At 58.6% G+C, this 18298-nt stretch carries 21 protein-coding genes and 1 pseudogene; 17 read left to right on the top strand and 5 right to left on the bottom strand.

Annotated elements, in window-relative coordinates; genetic code table 11:
• Positions 1–46 precede the first annotated feature (46 nt).
• From J5276_RS19630 to J5276_RS30410, 14 genes and pseudogenes are all read left to right on the top strand, one after another.
• The gene (locus tag J5276_RS19630; protein ID WP_003511502.1) at positions 47–736 is read left to right on the top strand and encodes an amino acid ABC transporter permease; all 690 of its coding nucleotides are present in this window, start codon (positions 47–49) and stop codon (positions 734–736) included.
• A gap of 29 nt (positions 737–765) precedes the next feature.
• On the top strand, positions 766–1497 hold the full coding sequence (locus J5276_RS19625) for an amino acid ABC transporter ATP-binding protein (protein ID WP_025595347.1): 732 nt from the start codon (positions 766–768) through the stop codon (positions 1495–1497).
• A gap of 97 nt (positions 1498–1594) precedes the next feature.
• The gene (locus tag J5276_RS19620; protein WP_038494319.1) at positions 1595–2773 is read left to right on the top strand and encodes an iron-containing alcohol dehydrogenase; all 1179 of its coding nucleotides are present in this window, start codon (positions 1595–1597) and stop codon (positions 2771–2773) included.
• A gap of 118 nt (positions 2774–2891) precedes the next feature.
• Positions 2892–3494, top strand: a complete 603-nt coding sequence (locus J5276_RS19615) for an amino acid synthesis family protein (RefSeq protein WP_003511499.1) — start codon at positions 2892–2894, stop codon at positions 3492–3494.
• 11 nt (positions 3495–3505) lie between these two features.
• Complete coding sequence (locus J5276_RS19610) at positions 3506–4351, top strand: alpha/beta fold hydrolase (protein WP_035199722.1); 846 nt, start codon at positions 3506–3508, stop codon at positions 4349–4351.
• Positions 4348–5286: a flavin reductase family protein gene (locus tag J5276_RS19605; RefSeq protein WP_035199719.1), complete on the top strand. Its 939-nt coding sequence runs from the start codon at positions 4348–4350 to the stop codon at positions 5284–5286. Before J5276_RS19610 ends, J5276_RS19605 begins: the two co-directional genes overlap by 4 nt.
• Positions 5283–6323 (top strand): LLM class flavin-dependent oxidoreductase, encoded by a 1041-nt coding sequence (locus tag J5276_RS19600; protein WP_035199716.1) that lies wholly within the window; start codon positions 5283–5285, stop codon positions 6321–6323. Before J5276_RS19605 ends, J5276_RS19600 begins: the two co-directional genes overlap by 4 nt.
• Positions 6324–6327: 4 nt before the next feature.
• Complete coding sequence (locus tag J5276_RS19595) at positions 6328–7794, top strand: aldehyde dehydrogenase (protein ID WP_065704548.1); 1467 nt, start codon at positions 6328–6330, stop codon at positions 7792–7794.
• Between the two features lie 4 nt (positions 7795–7798).
• Complete coding sequence (locus tag J5276_RS19590; RefSeq protein WP_174012124.1) at positions 7799–8113, top strand: NIPSNAP family protein; 315 nt, start codon at positions 7799–7801, stop codon at positions 8111–8113.
• A 56-nt stretch (positions 8114–8169) separates the two neighbouring features.
• Positions 8170–9180 (top strand): ABC transporter substrate-binding protein, encoded by a 1011-nt coding sequence (locus tag J5276_RS19585; protein WP_174012122.1) that lies wholly within the window; start codon positions 8170–8172, stop codon positions 9178–9180.
• A gap of 109 nt (positions 9181–9289) precedes the next feature.
• A complete protein-coding gene (locus tag J5276_RS19580; protein WP_370647636.1) occupies positions 9290–10117 on the top strand; it encodes an ABC transporter permease in 828 nt (275 codons plus the stop codon).
• A 1-nt stretch (position 10118) separates the two neighbouring features.
• Complete coding sequence (locus J5276_RS19575; RefSeq protein WP_035199713.1) at positions 10119–10919, top strand: ABC transporter permease; 801 nt, start codon at positions 10119–10121, stop codon at positions 10917–10919.
• Complete coding sequence (locus J5276_RS19570) at positions 10916–11998, top strand: ABC transporter ATP-binding protein (RefSeq protein WP_065660446.1); 1083 nt, start codon at positions 10916–10918, stop codon at positions 11996–11998. The genes J5276_RS19575 and J5276_RS19570 overlap by 4 nt, the downstream gene beginning before the upstream one ends.
• A 36-nt stretch (positions 11999–12034) precedes the next feature.
• Positions 12035–12169, top strand: a pseudogene (locus J5276_RS30410) (aldehyde dehydrogenase family protein); the annotation flags it as partial.
• Positions 12170–12207: 38 nt separating this feature from the next.
• Here the strand turns inward: J5276_RS30410 and J5276_RS19560 are convergent.
• The 3 genes from J5276_RS19560 to J5276_RS19550 form a co-directional block, all read right to left on the bottom strand.
• The gene (locus J5276_RS19560; protein WP_035199708.1) at positions 12208–12837 is read right to left on the bottom strand and encodes a LysE family translocator; all 630 of its coding nucleotides are present in this window, start codon (positions 12835–12837) and stop codon (positions 12208–12210) included.
• A complete protein-coding gene (locus J5276_RS19555; protein ID WP_013761886.1) occupies positions 12837–13292 on the bottom strand; it encodes an Lrp/AsnC family transcriptional regulator in 456 nt (151 codons plus the stop codon). Before J5276_RS19555 ends, J5276_RS19560 begins: the two co-directional genes overlap by 1 nt.
• Before the next feature lie 147 nt (positions 13293–13439).
• Positions 13440–14342 carry a LysR substrate-binding domain-containing protein gene (locus J5276_RS19550; RefSeq protein WP_013761885.1) on the bottom strand — a complete coding sequence of 301 codons (903 nt, stop codon included), beginning with the start codon at positions 14340–14342 and terminating at the stop codon, positions 13440–13442.
• Between the two features lie 107 nt (positions 14343–14449).
• Here J5276_RS19550 and J5276_RS19545 point away from each other — a divergent pair, with 107 nt between their 5' ends.
• From J5276_RS19545 to J5276_RS19535, 3 genes are read left to right on the top strand one after another with little or no spacing between them, the layout of a single operon-like run.
• On the top strand, positions 14450–14851 hold the full coding sequence (locus J5276_RS19545) for a tautomerase family protein (RefSeq protein ID WP_019564945.1): 402 nt from the start codon (positions 14450–14452) through the stop codon (positions 14849–14851).
• Positions 14848–15282, top strand: coding sequence for a cupin domain-containing protein (locus J5276_RS19540; RefSeq protein WP_080671296.1), 435 nt, complete (start codon positions 14848–14850; stop codon positions 15280–15282). The genes J5276_RS19545 and J5276_RS19540 overlap by 4 nt, the downstream gene beginning before the upstream one ends.
• Complete coding sequence (locus J5276_RS19535) at positions 15279–15854, top strand: DUF4865 family protein (RefSeq protein WP_035199704.1); 576 nt, start codon at positions 15279–15281, stop codon at positions 15852–15854. The genes J5276_RS19540 and J5276_RS19535 overlap by 4 nt, the downstream gene beginning before the upstream one ends.
• 47 nt (positions 15855–15901) lie before the next feature.
• Here J5276_RS19535 and J5276_RS19530 read toward each other — a convergent pair whose 3' ends face one another.
• Together J5276_RS19530 and J5276_RS19525 are read right to left on the bottom strand one after the other, a co-directional pair.
• Positions 15902–16933: a fatty acid desaturase gene (locus J5276_RS19530; RefSeq protein ID WP_035199703.1), complete on the bottom strand. Its 1032-nt coding sequence runs from the start codon at positions 16931–16933 to the stop codon at positions 15902–15904.
• A 570-nt stretch (positions 16934–17503) separates the two neighbouring features.
• A complete protein-coding gene (locus tag J5276_RS19525; RefSeq protein ID WP_019564940.1) occupies positions 17504–18118 on the bottom strand; it encodes a TetR/AcrR family transcriptional regulator in 615 nt (204 codons plus the stop codon).
• Positions 18119–18298: the final 180 nt, after the last annotated feature.

The raw sequence follows: 18298 nt of genomic DNA, 5'->3' as shown, positions 1-18298 counted from the left end.
GGGAGAGTTCTCGCCGCGACCATTCCCGCATGAATTGGAGAAAGACGTGAAGGGTTGGAACTGGGAAGGTTTCTTCGAATACCTGACGAATTATTATCTTTTCGAGGGGGCGATGGTGACGCTCGGCCTCACGGTTTTTGCCATGACGGCGGGTCTTGCGCTGGGCTTCGTCATTGCGGTGATGCGCATGTCGAAATACCGGTTCCTCTCCGGACCGGCCTATTTCTACACCTGGATATTTCGCGGCACGCCGCTGCTGGTGCAGCTCATCATCATCTATACCGGCCTGCCGCAGCTCGGCATCAAGCTGACGGTTCTGCAGTCCACCCTGATCGGCCTGTCGCTTTGCGAGGCCGCTTATCTGTCGGAGATCGTCCGGGCAGGTATCGCCGCGGTTCCCAAAGGCCAAATCAATGCGGCGCGCGCCATCGGCATGACCGAGGCGCAGGTGATGCGCTACATAGTTGCGCCGCAGGCCTTCCGCATCATCATTCCGCCGCTTGGCAATTCCGTCAATGGCGTGCTGAAGACAACGTCGATCGCCTCCATCATTTCCATGGAGGAGCTGCTGCGCCGCACGCAGGTTCTTATCCAGGAAAAGTTCCTCGTTCTGGAGCTCTTCATGGTTGCGGCCCTTTATTACCTCGCCATGACGACCGCCTGGGAACTCATCCAGCGCCGTATCGAGAAACGATTCGGCAAGGCCTACGGCCCAATGTCGGCTGACGTACACTAGGGAGAAGTCCGATGTCTCAAGCAACCAGCATGATCGAACTTCAATCCGTCAACAAATGGTACGGTCCGACCTTTCAGGTTCTGACCAATTGCAGCCTGAATGTCGCCAAGGGCGAAGTCGTCGTGATCTGCGGGCCGTCCGGTTCGGGCAAGTCGACGCTGATCAAATGCGTCAATGCGCTGGAGACGATCGGCAACGGCATCATCACCGTCAACGGGGTTGAGGTGACCAACCCCAAGACCGATATGCCTAAGCTGCGCTCCAAAGTGGGCATGGTGTTCCAGCATTTCGAACTCTTCCCGCATATGACGATCCTCGAAAATCTGTGCATCGGGCAGGAGAAGGTTCTCGGCCGCTCCCCTGCGGAGGCGCTGGTCAAAGCCAACGCCCTTCTGGAGCGGGTGGGGCTTACCGCGCATGCGAAGAAATATCCCGGTCAACTTTCCGGCGGTCAGCAGCAGCGCGTCGCAATCGCCCGCGCGCTGGCGATGGATCCGGTCGCCATGCTTTTTGACGAGCCTACATCGGCGCTTGATCCGGAAATGATCAACGAGGTGCTCGACGTCATGGTCTCGCTTGCGCAGGAAGGCATGACGATGATGGTGGTGACGCATGAAATGGGGTTTGCCCGCAAGGTGGCTGACCGCATCGTCTTCATGGATGGCGGCGAGATCGTCGAGATCGGCGAGGGTGACAGCTTCTTCACCAATCCGAAGACGGATCGCGCACGCTCGTTCCTGTCGAAAATCCTGGCGCATTGACGCCACGGTGACCGGAGCGGGATGGCGAAATCCCGCTTCAGATCGTGTGCCTTAGGCCGTTCCGAACAACGCAGAATGATAGTGGCGGAGAACCGCAATGATAAACCGTGTCCTGATGCCTCGCGAAATGCTCATCGGCGGTGGCAGCCGTTTCCGATTGCCGTCACTGTTGAAATCTCTGGGGGTGAAGCGCCCTCTACTCGTCTGCGATCCAGTCATGCAGAAACTCGGCCATGCGGATGCGCTTTTGCAGGCGCTTGGCGGTGAGGGTATCGATGCCGCCATTTTTGCGGATGTCGTAGAAGATCCAACGGATATATCCATCGCCACACTGGTGAAACGCGTTTCCGGGGGCGGTCATGATGGTCTCGTCGCACTCGGCGGCGGTAGCGCCATGGATACGGCGAAAGCAGGCGCCATCGTTGCAACCAGTGGCGAAGAGCTGCGGGCGCTGAAAGTTCCAAGGATCGTGGATTTTGCCGTCATGCCGGTAATTGCCATACCCACAACCGCAGGAACCGGATCGGAAGTAACACGCGCCGCCGTCGTGACGGATACGGCTGCCAGCGAAAAAATGCTCATCCTCGGCACTGCCGCTTTGCCCGTTGCGGCCATCATCGATTACGAGCTGACGCTGACCTGCCCTTACCGCGTCACGGTCGATACCGGCATAGATGCGCTGACCCATGCGCTGGAAGCGCTGGTCAACCGCAACGGTAATGCCCATTCCGAGGCGTTGGCGCTGTCCGCGCTGAAACTGATCGGGGCAAATCTCGAAAAAGTCGCGAACGACCCGCAAAACCGGGAAGCACGCGAAGCGATGATGCTCGGGGCGACGCATGCGGGTCTTGCCGTTTCCAACACATCCACAGCGTTGATCCACGGCCTCAGCCGGCCGGTCGGTGCCTTTTTCCATGTTCCGCACGGCATGTCGAATGCGATGGTGCTGCCGTTGGTCACACAATTTTCGTTGAATTCCGCTCTACCGCAATATGCCGCCGCCGCCCGCGCACTTGGTTGCGCCAGTTCGACGGACAGTGACCAGATTGCAGGCGCAAAGATGGTGGAGGCTTTCATCGACCTGAACAGGCGGTTGAAGGTGCCGACCCCGCAGGAATTCGGTATCGACAAAACCCGCTATCTCGATCTTTTGCCGGAAATGGTGCGGCAAGGCCTCGCCTCCGGCACACCGGCAAATAACCCACGGGTTCCGACGGCAGCGGAAATGACGCGCCTTTACGAACTTGCCTTTGACGGCCGCATGGAAGGGCCTTGAGCCATAACCTCCTGTAAGAATTGTTATTTTTCACAACTTCAAGCCGCAGACTTCCGCCACTTGACACCTGCATATTATGGCATACCATAAGACATCATATTTATCGGAGAGAACGCCTATGCCCATCCAGATCCGTAAGACCCTGTTGCAGGTCGAAACAACGTTGATTGAAGGAGGCAAGGCCGCAGCGACACCTTTGAAGCTGTTCACCGCCATCGCGGTCGTGAAAAATCCCTGGGCTGGAAAAGGCTTCGTGGATGATCTCAAACCGGAAATCCACGCCGGTGCGCCGGTGCTGGGCGAACTCCTGACGAAGATGATCCTTGATGCCGTGGGTTCCGGCGAAGCGGTGGAGGCCTATGGCAAGGCGGCCGTCGTCGGGCTGGATGGTGAGATCGAACATGCCTCCGCGCTCATTCACACGTTGCGTTTCGGCAATCACTATCGTCAGGCTGTGGGTGCCAAGTCCTATCTCGCCTTCTGCAATACGCGTGGTCCCGGCAATGCGCCGATCATGATCCCCTTAATGGACAAGAACGATGAAGGCCGCCGTTCGCACTACCTGACTATCCAGACCTCCGTTCCCGATGCTCCGGCTGCCGACGAGATCGTCGTGGCGCTCGGTGCTTCAGTCGGCGGCAGGCCTCATCACCGCATCGGCGACCGGTATCAGGATCTGAAGGATCTCGGTCAGGATGTTGCCAACCCGGCGGGCGTTTGAGGGTGATGCAAATGCAGGAGGCCGCCACCACGTCACGGGTCAATGCTGCAAAGGCAGGTGCTGCTGTGCTCCCTCGCAAGGTGACCGAGGGCGGGGCGGCCTATTTCGAGGCAGGCGCCGGTGAAGACCTGATCCTCATCCACGGCGTGGGAATGCGGCTGGAAGCCTGGAAGCCGCAGATCGAAATCTTTTCAAAGACGCACCGTGTCATCGCGGTAGATATGCCGGGGCATGGCGGCAGTGAACGCCTGCCAGCGGGCAGCTCGCTCAAGGATTTTGTCGGCTGGTTCGGCCGGTTTCTTGACGATATGCGGATCGCGCGTGCCAATGTGGCCGGGCACTCCATGGGTGCGCTGATTTCCGGCGGTGCCGCTGCAACCTTTGGAGATCGAATTGCGCGCGTTGGTTATCTGAACGGCGTCTACCGCCGTGATCCGGCCGCGAAGGCTGCGGTTCTTGCACGCGCGGCTGCCATCCGGACCACTGGCGTGGACAAGGAAGGCCCTTTGTTACGCTGGTTCGGCGACGATCCAAAGAGCCAGCAGGCGCGGGAGTTGACGCGGGGCTGGCTGGAAATGGTCGATCCCGAAGGTTACGCGGTTGCCTATACCGCATTTGCGGGCGGCGACGAGACCTATGCGGATCGGTGGCCCTCGGTCATCTGCCCGGCTCTTTTCCTGACGGGTTCGGACGACCCCAATTCGACGCCGTTGATGGCCGAGCAGATGGCGGCGATCACACCGCGCGGTTACGCCCGCGTCGTTGAGGCGCACCGGCATATGGTCAACCTGACCGCGCCTGAAACTGTCAATGCAATGATGGCCGAATGGCTGGCTTTAGAGGAGGAGCCGCAATGACTGTTGCAACCCTTGATCCGCGCGCTTTGCGCGATGCATTCGGCGCTTTCGTTACGGGAGTAACAATCGTGACCACCCGGGACGATGCAGGAAAGCCCATCGGTTTTACCGCCAACTCCTTCACCTCGGTTTCGCTCGATCCGCCGTTGCTGCTGATCTGCCTTGCCCGTAGCTCGCGCAATTTCGCGACGATGACGGGCACCAAAAACTTCGCGGTCAATATTCTGTCGGAAAGCCAGAAGGACCTCTCCAACACCTTCGCCCGGCCGGTCGAAGACCGTTTCGCCACCGCCAGCTGGTTGGATGCGCCGAAGGGCTCCCCGGTCTTTGCAGACGTCGCGGCCTGGTTCGAATGTTCGATGCAGGAGGTTATCGAGGCCGGCGATCATGTCATTCTGCTCGGCCGTATCGAGGCTTTCGACAATAGCGGCCTGAACGGTCTCGGTTATGCGCGCGGCGGCTATTTCACGCCGATGCTGGCTGCAAAGGCGGTATCGGCAGCGGCAGAGGGCGATATCGTCGTGGGCGCCGTTCTGGAACGGCGCGGCGAGATTTACCTCGTTGGCGACGACGTGCTGTCGCTTCCCGGTTGTGTCGTGGCAAGCGGCGATCCGGTCGCGGCGCTGACATCACGTCTCGAAGACCTGACGGGTCTCTCCGTCAAAACGGGATTTCTCTACTCGGTTTATGAGAACAAGACGGATGGGCGCCAACACGTCGTCTATCACGCGCTTGCCGATGGCGATCAAGCGCCGCGCGAGGGCCGATTTCTGTTGCCCGGCGCGCTGGCTTCGGCAAAATTCGACTCCGGCGCTACGGCGGATATCGTCAATCGTTTCGTGCTGGAAAGCTCGATCGGCAACTTCGGCGTCTATGTCGGTAACGAGACTGCCGGCAAGGTTCATCCCATCTCCATGAAGGGGCCAAACCCATGAAATTCTCCCTCTTCGTTCACATGGAGCGGCTGGACGCCTCCCAGGACCACAAGACACTCTACGAGGAGTTCGTAACGCTTTGCGAAATCGCCGATCGTGGTGGCATGCATGCCATCTGGACCGGCGAACATCACGGCATGGATTTCACCATAGCGCCCAACCCCTTTGTAACGATCGCCGATCTGGCGCGGCGTACGAAGACGGCACGCCTGGGTACGGGAACGGTGATCGCGCCTTTCTGGCACCCGATCAAGCTTGCCGGAGAAGCGGCGATGGCGGATCTGATCTGTGACGGCCGTCTTGATATCGGCATCGCGCGTGGCGCCTATTCGTTCGAATATGAGCGGCTGCTTCCAGGCCTCGATGCCTGGGGCGCCGGCCAGCGGATGCGCGAGCTTATTCCGGCTGTCAAAGGGGTTTGGGCGGGTGACTACACCCACGACGGCGAATTCTTCAAGTTCCCGGCCACCACATCGGCTCCCAAACCGCTGCAGCAGCCTTTTCCGCCCATCTGGGTGGCGGCGCGTGATCCGAATTCGCATGAATTCGCTGTCGCCAATGATTGCAATGTTCAGGTGACGCCGCTCTGGCAAGGCGATGACGAGGTGGAAACCCTGATGGGCCGCTTCAACGATGCCTGTGCGAAAAATCCGGATAAACAGCGGCCGAAAATCATGCTGCTGCGCCACACCTATGTCGGTTCCGATGAAGCCGATATTGCCCAGGCGGCCCATGAGATGAGCGTCTATTACAACTACTTCTTTGCATGGTTCAAAAACGAAAAGCCCGTTCATCAGGGGCTGATCGAGCGTATTGCGCCGGAGGAGATTGCCGCAAACGCCATGCTTTCCGGTGATGTCATGCGCAAGAACAACGTTGTCGGCGATGCCGATGAAGTTATTACCCGGCTTAAGGCCTACGAGGCCATGGGCTACGACGAATATTCCTTCTGGATCGATACCGGCATGAGCTTCGAGCGCAAGAAGGCCTCGCTGGAACGCTTCCTTTCCGATGTCATGCCGGCTTTCAAGGAGTAAGATGATGCGCCGTTTCCAATGTTACATCGACGGGCGCTTCGAGGATGGTGAGGCGAGCTTTTCGAGCCTCGACCCGGCAACCGGTGAACCTTGGGCAGAAATGCCGGAAAGCCGCGAAGCGGATATTAGCCGCGCCGTAGAGGCTGCGCATCGGGCGCTTTATGACGATGCCGCCTGGTCGAAACTGACGGCGACGCAACGCGGCAAGCTGCTCTATCGGCTTGCCGATCTGGTTGCCGAAAATGCAAAGACGCTTGCCGAGCTCGAAACCCGTGACACCGGTAAGATCATCCGCGAGACCTCGGCGCAGATTGCCTATGTCGCGGACTATTATCGCTATTATGCGGGCTTGGCTGACAAGATCGAGGGCGCCTACCTGCCGATCGACAAGCCGGACATGGATGTCTGGCTGCGGCGCGAACCCGTGGGTGTGGTGGCCGCGATCGTCCCGTGGAACAGCCAGCTTTTTCTGGCAGCCGTTAAAATCGGCCCGGCGCTCGCTGCCGGCTGCACAATCGTCATCAAGGCCTCGGAAGACGGACCGGCGCCGCTTCTGGAGTTCGCCCGGCTGGTGCAGGAGGCTGGTTTTCCTGCCGGCGTCGTCAATATAGTCACTGGTTTCGGTGCGTCCTGCGGCACGGCACTCACCACACACCCCAAGGTGGCCCATATCGCCTTTACCGGCGGGCCGGAAACGGCGCGTCACATCGTTCGCAACTCGGCCGAAAATCTTGCCTCCACGTCGCTCGAACTCGGCGGCAAATCGCCAATCCTCGTCTTTGCCGACGCCGATCTCGAAAGCGCCGCCAATGCGCAGGTCGCGGGAATTTTCGCGGCAACCGGTCAGAGCTGTGTTGCCGGATCACGGCTGATCGTCGAGAGAAGCGTGAAGGATCGCTTCCTCGGGATTTTGAAGGCGAAGGCTGAGGCGATCCGCATCGGCTCGCCGCTGGACATGGCAACGGAAGTGGGGCCGCTCGCGACCGAGCGGCAGCGCAAGCATATTGTCTCTCTGGTCTCTGCTTCCGAAAAAGCCGGTGCGAAGGTGGTGACGGGCGGTCTGGCGGTGGATTGCGCTGGTTATTTCTACCCTCCGACCATTCTCGATTGTGACGGCATTCGTTCGCCGTCCATGGAAAGGGAGTTCTTCGGCCCGGTTCTTTCGGTTGTTTCCTTCGAAACCGAGGCGGAAGCGATCGCTTTGGCCAATGACACGGTCTATGGCCTCGCCTCGGGCGTCTTCACGCAGAACCTGACGCGCGCCCATCGGCTGATGAAGGCGATCCGTGCCGGTGTGGTTTGGGTGAACACCTATCGCGCCGTCTCACCGATTGCGCCTTTCGGGGGTTTCGGTCTTTCCGGTGATGGTCGCGAAGGCGGGCTTGCGGCAGCGCTCGATTACACGCGCACGAAGACCATATGGCTTAGAACCTCCGATGACCCGATCCCCGATCCATTCGTGATGCGGTGACGCGATGTTTTACGAGATCCGCACCTACCGGCTGAAGAACGGCGCCATTCCGGCCTACCTTCGGGTTGTCGAGGAGGAAGGCATCCAAATCCAGAAAAGCCATCTGGGCGAGCTGGTGGGTTACTTCTTTTCCGAGATCGGGCCGATCAATGAAATTGTCCACATCTGGGCTTTTTCCAGCCTGGATGACCGCGAAGAACGGCGCGCGCGGCTCCTGGCCGATCCACGCTGGTTGTCTTTCCTGCCTAAGATCCGCGACCTCATTGAAGTCGCCGAAAACAAGATCATGAAGCCGGCGCCTTTTTCACCGCTGAAGTGAATCTGCCGGCCGCGAAGTGCATGCCAACAACAAGCTCTAAAACGGAGTAAGGGAACATGAGATCGAAACTGGTATTGATGACATGCGCAGCAATTTTCGCCCTGGGCGCATCCGCACAGGCGAATGATCTGGTTTTTTCCAGCTGGGGAGGAACCACGCAGGACGCGCAGAAGGCGGCCTGGGCCGAAAAATTCATGGTGGCGACCGGCATCAACGTGCTTCAGGATGGCCCGACGGACTATGGCAAGCTGAAAGCCATGGTCGAGGCGAACGGCGTGACATGGGATGTGGTCGACGTGGAGGGCGACTACGCCGCGCAGGCCGGGCCGAAGGGCCTGCTGGAGAAGCTTGATTTCGCCGTCATCGACAAAACGAAGCTAGACCCTCGTTTCGTCACTGATTACTCCGTCGGAAGCTTCTATTATTCCTTCGTCATCGGCTGCAATGTTGATGCTGTAGCCGCCTGCCCCAAGAGCTGGGCCGACCTTTTCGATACGGCAAAGTTCCCCGGCAAGCGCACCTTTTACAAGTGGTCCGCGCCGGGTGTGATCGAAGCAGCCCTGCTGGCCGATGGTGTTGCCGCCGACAAGCTATACCCGCTCGATCTCGATCGCGCCTTCAAGAAGCTGGACACGATCAAATCCGATATCATCTGGTGGTCTGGCGGTGCGCAATCGCAGCAGTTGATCGCTTCTGCGGAGGCACCCTTCGGCAGCGTCTGGAACGGCCGCATGACAGCGCTTGAGGAGAGCGGTGTGAAGGTGGAGACCTCCTGGGAGCAGAACATCACGGCAGCGGATTCTCTCGTCGTTCCCAAGGGAACGAAGAACAAGGACGCGGCGATGAAGTTCATCGCTCTTGCGACCTCCGCGCAGGCGCAGGCGGATATGGCGTCTGCCACGGGTTATGCCCCGGTCAATGTCGAATCCGCAAAGCTGATGGATCCGGAAACGGCAAAGACCCTGCCTGACCAGCAGACAGCGAGCCAGGTCAATGCCGACATGAACTACTGGGCGCAACATCGTGACGAGATCGGTGAGCGCTGGTACGCCTGGCAGGCCAAGTAAGGCAACGGCGCGGGCAGCCAAAAGCGCCCGCGCAAATTTTCACCTCCGGGGAGGTTTGGGCATGGTCTCGCTTACCGATGAAACAGAAAGCCCGAAGACGAAGGTGCGGATGCCCTTCCGGCCCGGCAATTTTGCCGCCACCCTGCCGGCATTCGTTCTGCTTGCCCTGTTCTTCGTCGTGCCGGTTATCATCCTGCTGTCGCGCAGCGTTACCGAGCCTGTTCTGGGCTTTGGCAATTACGCCGCATTGCTGGGCAGCTCCACCTACCTGAAGATTTTCTTCAATACATTCGCGGTCTCGGCGCTGGTCACGCTCGTAACGCTGGTCATCGGTTTTCCTGTCGCGTGGGCGCTTGCCATCATGCCGTCGCGGCTTGCCTCCGTCGTTTTCGCAATTTTGCTTCTGTCCATGTGGACCAACCTTCTGGCACGCACCTATGCCTGGATGGTGCTGTTGCAGCGGACGGGTGTCGTCAACAAGACGCTGATGGGCCTTGGCATCATCGACAAGCCGCTTGCACTGGTCAACAACCTGACCGGCGTCACGATCGGCATGACCTATATCATGCTGCCATTCATCATCATTCCGCTCTATGGCGTCATCCGCAAGATCGATCCGGCCATTCTCCAGGCGGCGGCGCTGTGCGGGGCAACCCGCTTTCAGGCGCTGACCCGCGTTCTCATTCCACTTGCCGCTCCCGGTATGATCTCCGGCGCGCTGATGGTGTTCGTCATGTCGCTTGGCTATTTCGTCACCCCGGCGCTGCTGGGCGGCACGGCGAACATGATGCTGGCCGAGCTTATCGCGCAATTCGTGCAGTCTCTCGTCAACTGGGGCATGGGCGGGGCAGCGGCGCTGGTGCTTCTGGTGGTGACGCTGACGCTTTACGCAATCCAGCTGAAATTCTTCGGCGCGGCCGGGGCAGGGGGGCGCTGACATGCTTTTGAACTACAACAGCCTTGGCGCATGGAAGTGGCTGCTCCTTTTAATCACCGTGCTGACAGCGGCATTCCTTATCCTGCCGATTGTCTTCATCGCTGCTTTGTCCTTCGGCTCGTCGCAATGGCTGATCTTTCCGCCGCCCGGCTGGACGCTGAAATGGTATGCGGATTTCTTTGCCGATCCGAGGTGGCTGGATGCTGCCTGGACAAGCCTGCGTATCGCCGTGATGGTCACAGTCCTGTCGGTGTTGATCGGCCTCGTGGCCTCCTTCGGCCTGGTGCGGGGGCGTTTCATTGGGCGCGAGGGTCTGCGGGCTTTGTTCATGACGCCGATGATCCTGCCTGTCGTGGTGCTGGCGGTGGCGCTTTATGCTTTTTTCCTGAAGCTCGGCCTTGCGGGCACCACTACGGGCTTTGTCATTGCCCATCTTGTCGTGGCGCTGCCTTTCTCCATTCTGGCGTTGACCAGCGCGCTCGAGGATTTCGATAAATCGATCGAAGACGCTGCAGTGCTATGCGGCGCGAGCCCGCTGCAGGCCAAAATCCGCATCACCTTGCCGGCCATCAGCCATGGCCTGTTCTCAGCCGCGATCTTTTCTTTCCTCACTTCCTGGGATGAGGTGGTGCTGGCGATCTTCATGGCAAGTCCAACGTTGCAGACGCTGCCGGTGAAAATCTGGGCGACGCTGCGGCAGGATCTGACGCCGGTGATCGCCGCTGCATCGACGCTTCTCATCGCGGTGACCATCATTCTCATGCTGCTTGTCGCGGCTGTGCGAAAAGGATTGAAAACATGACCAAACCGCTCCTGCAAATTCGCGGCATCGCCAAGCAATACGGACCGGTCGTCGCCGTTCAGGATGTCAATCTCGAGGTGCAGCCGGGCGAGTTCATGACGTTTCTCGGACCATCCGGTTCGGGCAAGAGCACGACGCTCTACATTCTGGCCGGTTTCGAACAGCCGACGGCGGGCGACATCCTGCTGAACGGCGAAAGTCTGCTCTCCACGCCGTCGCACAAGCGCAATATCGGCATGGTCTTCCAGCGTTACACGCTGTTTCCGCATCTGTCTGTTGGCGAGAATATCGCCTTTCCGCTGAAAGTGCGCCGAAAGAGCAAGGCGGAAATCGATGCGAAGGTGAAGGAGATGCTGAGGCTCGTTCGTCTCGAAGGTTTCGAGGACAGAAAGCCTGCGCAGATGTCGGGCGGCCAGCAGCAGCGCGTGGCCTTGGCAAGGGCGCTCGCTTATGATCCGCCGGTTCTTCTGATGGACGAGCCGCTCTCGGCGCTCGACAAGAAGCTCAGGGAAGAAATCCAGTTCGAAATCCGTCGCATCCACCAGCAGACGGAAGTAACGATCCTTTACGTCACCCATGATCAGGAAGAGGCCTTGCGTCTTTCCGACCGGATCGCGGTGTTTTCAAAAGGCGTGATTGACCAGATCGGTACGGGGCCGGAGCTTTACGCTCACCCCACCACCCGCTTCGTGGCCGAATTCATCGGTGACAGCGACTTCATCGCCTGCGATCTCCTCGCCGCCTCGGGCGGCAAGGCGACGGTTTCGCTCGGGCAGAATATCGTCTTTGACCATATTCCGGTTCATGGCGAAGCTGCACCGGGAAAAAAGGCGGCGCTGATGCTGCGTCCGGAGCGTTTACAGCTCAGCCGCAACAGGCCCGGCTCTTACGCCGGTTTTCAGGCCACCGTCAGCGATATCACCTTCCTTGGCAACAACGTCCATGTCGTCGCCCATACAGGTTCGGGAGAGCCCTTTGCCGTGCGCCTGCCATTTGGCCATGAGGCGATTTCGGGCCTCAACCGTGGTGATCTCGTGCATCTGGCCTTCGATCCCGCGTCGGCGCAGGTTTTCTGTTGAGGGTCGGAAATATGCATCTTAATGATCCCATGCTCTTCGGCGAGCACGGGAGGACATCTCTACCGGCAATGCGCGCCGACCATCAAGAAACTGGGACTGGAACTTTGCGGCAATGCGCCCTTCATCGTCGACGACGCCGATCTCGATGCGGCCGTGGAGGGAGCGCCGATTTTCCCAGAAGTTGGAGCCGCAGAAAAAACCGTTGCATTTCAATGAGCCATCATGCCCCAGGCAAGTGAACCTAGGGAAAAAATCCCGAATAAGACAAGGATCACTCCGGACAGGCGGGAAACCCAGCGGGCAAAGGTGGTGGGAAGGCGCTGCCGGGCAAATGCAACGCCGCCGCTCAACATGAACCACCACAATAAAGACCCTAGAAAAACGCCCGCGACCACAAAAAACGCGCTCGTCGCTCCCGATGCGTCAGCAAGGCCGAGACCCGCGAAAATTGCTGCAAAGGACAGAATCGTCATGGGGTTGGTGATCGTCAGGAAAAAGGTCGCGGTGATGGTGCCGAGCAGATCGCGCGCTCCAACCTTGGCCGCTTCTGCCAGAGGTTTGGGCCTCAGGCTTTTCCAGCCGAGCCACAGCATGAAAAGGCCGCCGACGATTTTGAGCGGCGTATCGATTGTCGCAAGGGTCGCCGCGAAAGCGGAAAAGCCCAGCGCTGCGAGGCTGGCATACACGGCATCCGCCAGAGCAGTCCCAAGGCCACCTGCCACTCCCGCCCAGAACCCGCGCTCAAGGGTCCGGTTGATGCAGAGGGCGCCGATGGGGCCGAGCGGGGCTGCGACCGCAAGGCCCAGCACAATGCTTTTCAAAACGAGCATCAGTTCCATCAGTCCACGCTTTCCTTCGGCATAAATGGTCCCGGCACGACAGAAGACAGGGCGATGATCGTTTCGGTACGGGCAAGGAACCCGTTCTGTTTCATTGTCGCCAGAAAGGTTTCGATCTCCGCCAGCGACCCGACGTGAACTTTGACGAGGTAGGACCACTGCCCGGTCACATGGTGACATTCCGCAATAGCGGACTGCGACGCCGCATAGACACGAAACGCGGCCTCGTCCGCATCCGGCGCCAACGCGATCCACACGAAGGCGATCACGGGCAAATCGAATGCGGATGGATCGGCATCAACGGTGATGCGACGGATCGCCCCGCTGGCCGTCAGGCGTCGGATGCGCTCGTTCACGGCCGAAGCGGAAAGCTCCACGACATTTCCGATATCGGCCAGAGAGCGGCGGGCGTCTTCTGCAAGAAGACTGATGATTTTGCGGTCTGTTGAATCCATTTCCGCAGATAATCATGTTTATTGTGATAATGAAAGATATTATGCGGAATTTTTGTGAATCGAGCGCAAGCCTTTAAACCGAGCCAAGAATCCCCTGCAGCTTCGCCGTGCCTGTAATCTTGGCGGAAGCTCATGCTATTTCAGCGATTACGGTCGCACTATCCATGCTTCCGGCAGCGTTTCCTGCAAGGCTTGGCGGATGATCGTGGCGAGATGGGCGCTGATTGGATTTTCGTCTTTTCCGGAGCGAAGAAGGCTGAGCCCCAGCGACGGGAGTTGTGGCAAACCATTGGTGAGTGGATCGAGAACCCGTACGGAAGGCGGCCGGCCGAACGGTGTGCGAAGTGCGATGCCAAGGCCTGCGGCTGTCGCAGCCCACAACCCGCCGAGGCTAGGGCTGACGAATGCAATGCGCCAGGCGATACGCTGTTGATCAAGGTGGTTGCAGGCAATGCTACGTAAAAGGCACGGCGCTTCCAAGACTGCAAGTGGCAGCGGCTCTTTCCCGCCGGTCTGCCAGACAGTTTCTGTTTCCGCCGCGCCCAGCCAGCACAGTGGCATGGATGCAACCGTTTCAGCCGGCGAAGCCGTGTCGTCATTCCAAGCCAAGGCGAGGTCAAGATGGCCGGACTCGACCTTCTCCCGCAATTCGCTATTGCGAGCGATGCGCCCTTCGATCCGAACCCGCGGATGGGCCCGTGCGAAACGGCCCAGCACCTGCGGCAACACGGTTTCTCCGAAATCCTCCTGAATCCCGAGGCGGATCCAGCCTGCGAGTTCCGGCCCGCGAACGGCGCTGATCGCCTCGTCATTCAGGCTCAATATGCGGCGGGCATAGGACAGCAGCACTTCGCCGCTCTCGGTCAGCGCCAGCCCCCGGCCGGATTTGCGCACCAGAGCGGTTTCGGTCTGGTCCTCCAGCTTCTTGAGTTGTGCGCTGACCGCAGAGGTCGAACGCCCCAGTCTGTCTGCGGCCTGCGCGAACGACCCGCTCTCGATGCCAATCACGAAACTGCGGAGCGCGTCCAGATCCAAATGGGTAAGGCGCAAATTAAATGTCCCTAAAATCAGGACGTAGTGTCCTGAATAATTTGATTTTCAGGATGATGATGTCGTTTCATAGTGTGGCTGTCAATCCTCTTGAACGGAGCGCATCCATGCCTTTCACCCGAATATCTTTGCTTGCGGGCAAATCCACCGACTATCTCAAGGCGGTTTCCGACAGTCTCGACCGCGCGCTTGTCGACTGCTTTGACGTTCCGGAAAACGACCGCTTCGCTGCAATCCACCAGCACCAACCGGGCGAACTGATCTTCGACCGAACATATCGCGGCGGCCCTCGGTCGGATGATTTCATTTTCTTTCATATCACCACCGGCAAGACGCGATCGCCGGAAACCAAGGCGCGCTTCTATGCGAGGCTCGTCGAAAACCTGGCGGTGTCGCCCGGTGTGAGGCCGGAGGATGTGATGGTCGCCATCGTCAACTCGACGTTTGATGACTGGTCCTTTGCATCAGGCGTTTCAGCAGGCACACCAGCGGATGGGAGTGGCCGATGACCGATTTTTTCGAGATGCAACCGGCCTGTCCATCCACCATGAGCGTGCGTCGAGCCGGTGACGGAATAGTTGCTGCACCTGAGGGTATCTCCAGCGGATCCTTCCTCGTCCAGATGCTGTTATCGAGCCGGATCGATGGCGAGATGACGGCAATGCGCGCTTTTGTGCCGCCGGGGGTCGTGACCCATTGGCACAGTCATCCGCGCGGCCAGCTTCTCTTCGTGCTGGATGGCATCGGTCTCATCCAACGCAAGGGTGACGATCCGCGTGAAGTCCGTGCCGGAGATGCGGTGTGGTTTGCGCCCGGCGAAGCCCATTGGCATGGCGCCGCGCCGTCCTGTCCCTTCAGCTATCTCAGCGTCCAGCCGGTCAGGAGTGGAACTGCCGTCCACTGGATGGAACCTGTCAAAAAAGAGGAGAGCACGTCATGATCGCCATGCAATACAGCTTCACGCTGCCTGCCGGCTACGACATGGCGATCATAGACCGGCGCATAAGGGAGAAGGGGCCGCTGCTCGATGGCTTTCCACGCCTGCGTTTCAAGGCCTATCTTTCGGCGAGAAAGCAGGATGCCGGCTTCACCAGTGCTGAAAATCTCTACGCGCCGTTCTATCTCTGGGACGAGCCAGAAGGGATAGACAGCTTCCTGTCCGGTCCAGGTTTTGCGGTTCTGACACGGGACTTCGGCTGGCCATCGGTGCAGACATGGCTGGTCTGGCACGCCGACCACGTACCTGATCTTACAGCTTCGCGATATGCCACACGGGAGGCTCGGTCCATAGCGCCCCATTCTGATCTGGCCAAGCTACGCGATACGGCGACCGCGGACGCGCGTTCAGCAATCAGGGCCGGCGCGCTCGCGGCCATAGCCGCATTCGATCCAACAAAATGGCTGCTGCTACAATTCAATCTCTGGCCGACAGTGCCGGCCGTTACTGAAACAATGCAAACCTACACTGTTGGCCACGTCTCATTGGGGTCGGTTCTGCATTTAGCGGAATGATATCTCACGCACCGGCTCAAAGGGTATTGCGTCGTTCCAGCTCTCGTCTATCGCGGTTGCTTTTCTGCCTCACGTAGCGAAATCAGCCGTTTGGTGGATTCGTCCCACAGAATGAGCTTTACGCAGCCCAGGCTGTCGCGAAGGCTGATGCGACCAAGTTTCGCAAGCTCCGGGTAGTCGTGCAGAATCTCTGGCAACCTGTAAAAAGGTACCTTGCTCGACAAATGGTGGACATGGTGCATGCCGATATTGCCGGTGATCCAACGCAGCGGACCCGGAAGATCGTAATACGAGGCGCCATGCATCGCCGCATGGGGAAAAGCCCATTCCGGAGGCTTGGACCAGTGGGTTTCTTCAAACTGGTGCTGGACATAAAACAGCCAGACACCTGCTGACCCGGCAAGCAGCACTATTGGCAGATGAACCAACAGAAAAGGCACGAGCCCTATCGCCCAGATAAGAAGAATGGCCAATACGGCCACACCGGCATTTGTTGCCATTGTCGAAATCCAGGGCAACGCTCCAGACCGCATCATGCCAAACGGTAGCCTTTGTTTGAACAGAAACAGGAAAGCAGGACCGATGCCGAACATCACCAGCGGATGCCTGTACAAGCGATAACCGAGTTTTCCGCGTGAGGAGAGTGCACGATATTCGGTCACGGTCAGAGTTGTAATGTCGCCAACCCCTCGCTCATCGAGATTGCCGGCTGACGCATGGTGTTCCGCATGCGCGCGGCGCCAATAGTCGTAGGGCGTCAGCGTCAGGATACCGATTGCGCGACCCGTCCAGTCATCCCAGCGACGGCGCCCGAAAAAAGAGCCGTGTCCGCAATCGTGTTGCAGTATGAAGAGCCTCAACAGGAATCCGGCTGCGGGGATCACCAGAAGCAGGCCAAGCCAGTAACCAAAATGAATCGATACCGACGCTGCTGCCCAAAGGAATACAAAGGGAACAAGCGTCACGGCAAGTTCGTACAGGCTGCGGCCGGTGCGGGGTTTGCGATAATTCGAAAGTATTTTAAGCAGGGCCTTTTCACTCGCGCCGCCAGGTAATTGGGCTGTTAACGTCGCGGTCATGGTTGATAGCAATCCTTCTGGTCGCCTGCATTTCGAAAAAAGTGTTCACCGCGCTGGCGGTCGTTTTCTGGAATAGCCCGATCTCGAGCCAACACGCGTTGCCGCGGCGGTTCCGTGCTCTGCTCGGCGCGGGCATTCACTGTTTTGTTCATAAATGTTCGAGCTGTAAGCTCGCTCCTGAAATCTGAAACGGTTAATTAAGTCGATCTGCTCGGCGAGGATCTCGCACAACTCTGCGCGGCTGGAACCTGTTCTGTCTAACTGTACCGGCGCTGTTTGCACAGAGGGGCAGGGTGACCTCAAATTGATTGAAGGGTACTAGAATTTAATCGGCACTGGCATTCTCTCGCAGGAGCACAGCTCGACTCGGCAACTAAAATCGCTGAAAAGTTGGAGTGGTGAGCGGGTCTCGGCAACAGGATGGCAATTACTCGTTCAAATACGAGCAATATGCTCGAGGCAACAGACCCTTACCGCAGCATTGTGGCTGTATCGCGCCCGACATGTAAGGTTTCTTGCGATGTATCAGATCGCAGCATCAGGGGTCATCGACTGGCAGGAGAGTGCCCCTTATGCCAGCAGCCCGCGCATGATCAGTTCGAGATGAATCTTCAGAACGACCTGCTTGTCCAGACTGCGCCGATCGTCGAAAATCAACCGGAAAACCAATGTTCCGACTATGGGTGACATGACGACCTTGGCCAGTTCGGTGGGGTTGGCTCTAAACCTTTTTTTCGCCACGCCCTCTTCGAGGATCGTATTGATCCGCTCGAATACCGGCGCCATCACCACGTCATGGTGCTGGTCGATGAGATCGGGGAATTTTGCTCCTTCCGCAACGATGAAGCGAAACAGTTCCCGCATCTTTCTATTGTCGACGAGGGCGTCGAACAGGAATTCAAGAAGCATCCGAAGCTCCTCGACGGGATCATCCGACGTGCGTGCATAAGCCTTGAATGCCTCCTGAAAAGGTGCCGAGGCATGCCTGATCATCGCCTCGAAAAGAGCCTCCTTGGTTTCGAAATAGACGTAGACCGTGCCTTTCGTCACTCCCACCCGCTCGGCAATGTCCTCCACCCGCGTGGCCGTAAATCCTCTCTTGGTGAATTCCTCGAATGCGGCGTCGAGAATTTCCAACGGACGTTGTATCTTCTGTTCTGCGCGTGTCAGTTTTGCTTTTGCCATAACCCCGGATCCCTACGTATTCTTTCGGCACTTGCCTTTTTACCCGTCGCAATCGGCGGAAATGACAGGTGGTTTGCCTATAGCACCGGCGTAAAAACCGGAATCGATTTTTACAAGACGTGGTGCGTGGTTCAATATGTCGGCACATCCCCCGATGCGTCCGAGAGGACGCGCCGGGCA

It is taken from the genome of Agrobacterium sp. S7/73, assembly GCF_019355535.1.
In the GTDB taxonomy this organism is placed as follows: Bacteria; Pseudomonadota; Alphaproteobacteria; order Rhizobiales; family Rhizobiaceae; genus Agrobacterium; species Agrobacterium tumefaciens.
This window is presented reverse-complemented; position numbering and strand designations above follow the sequence as displayed.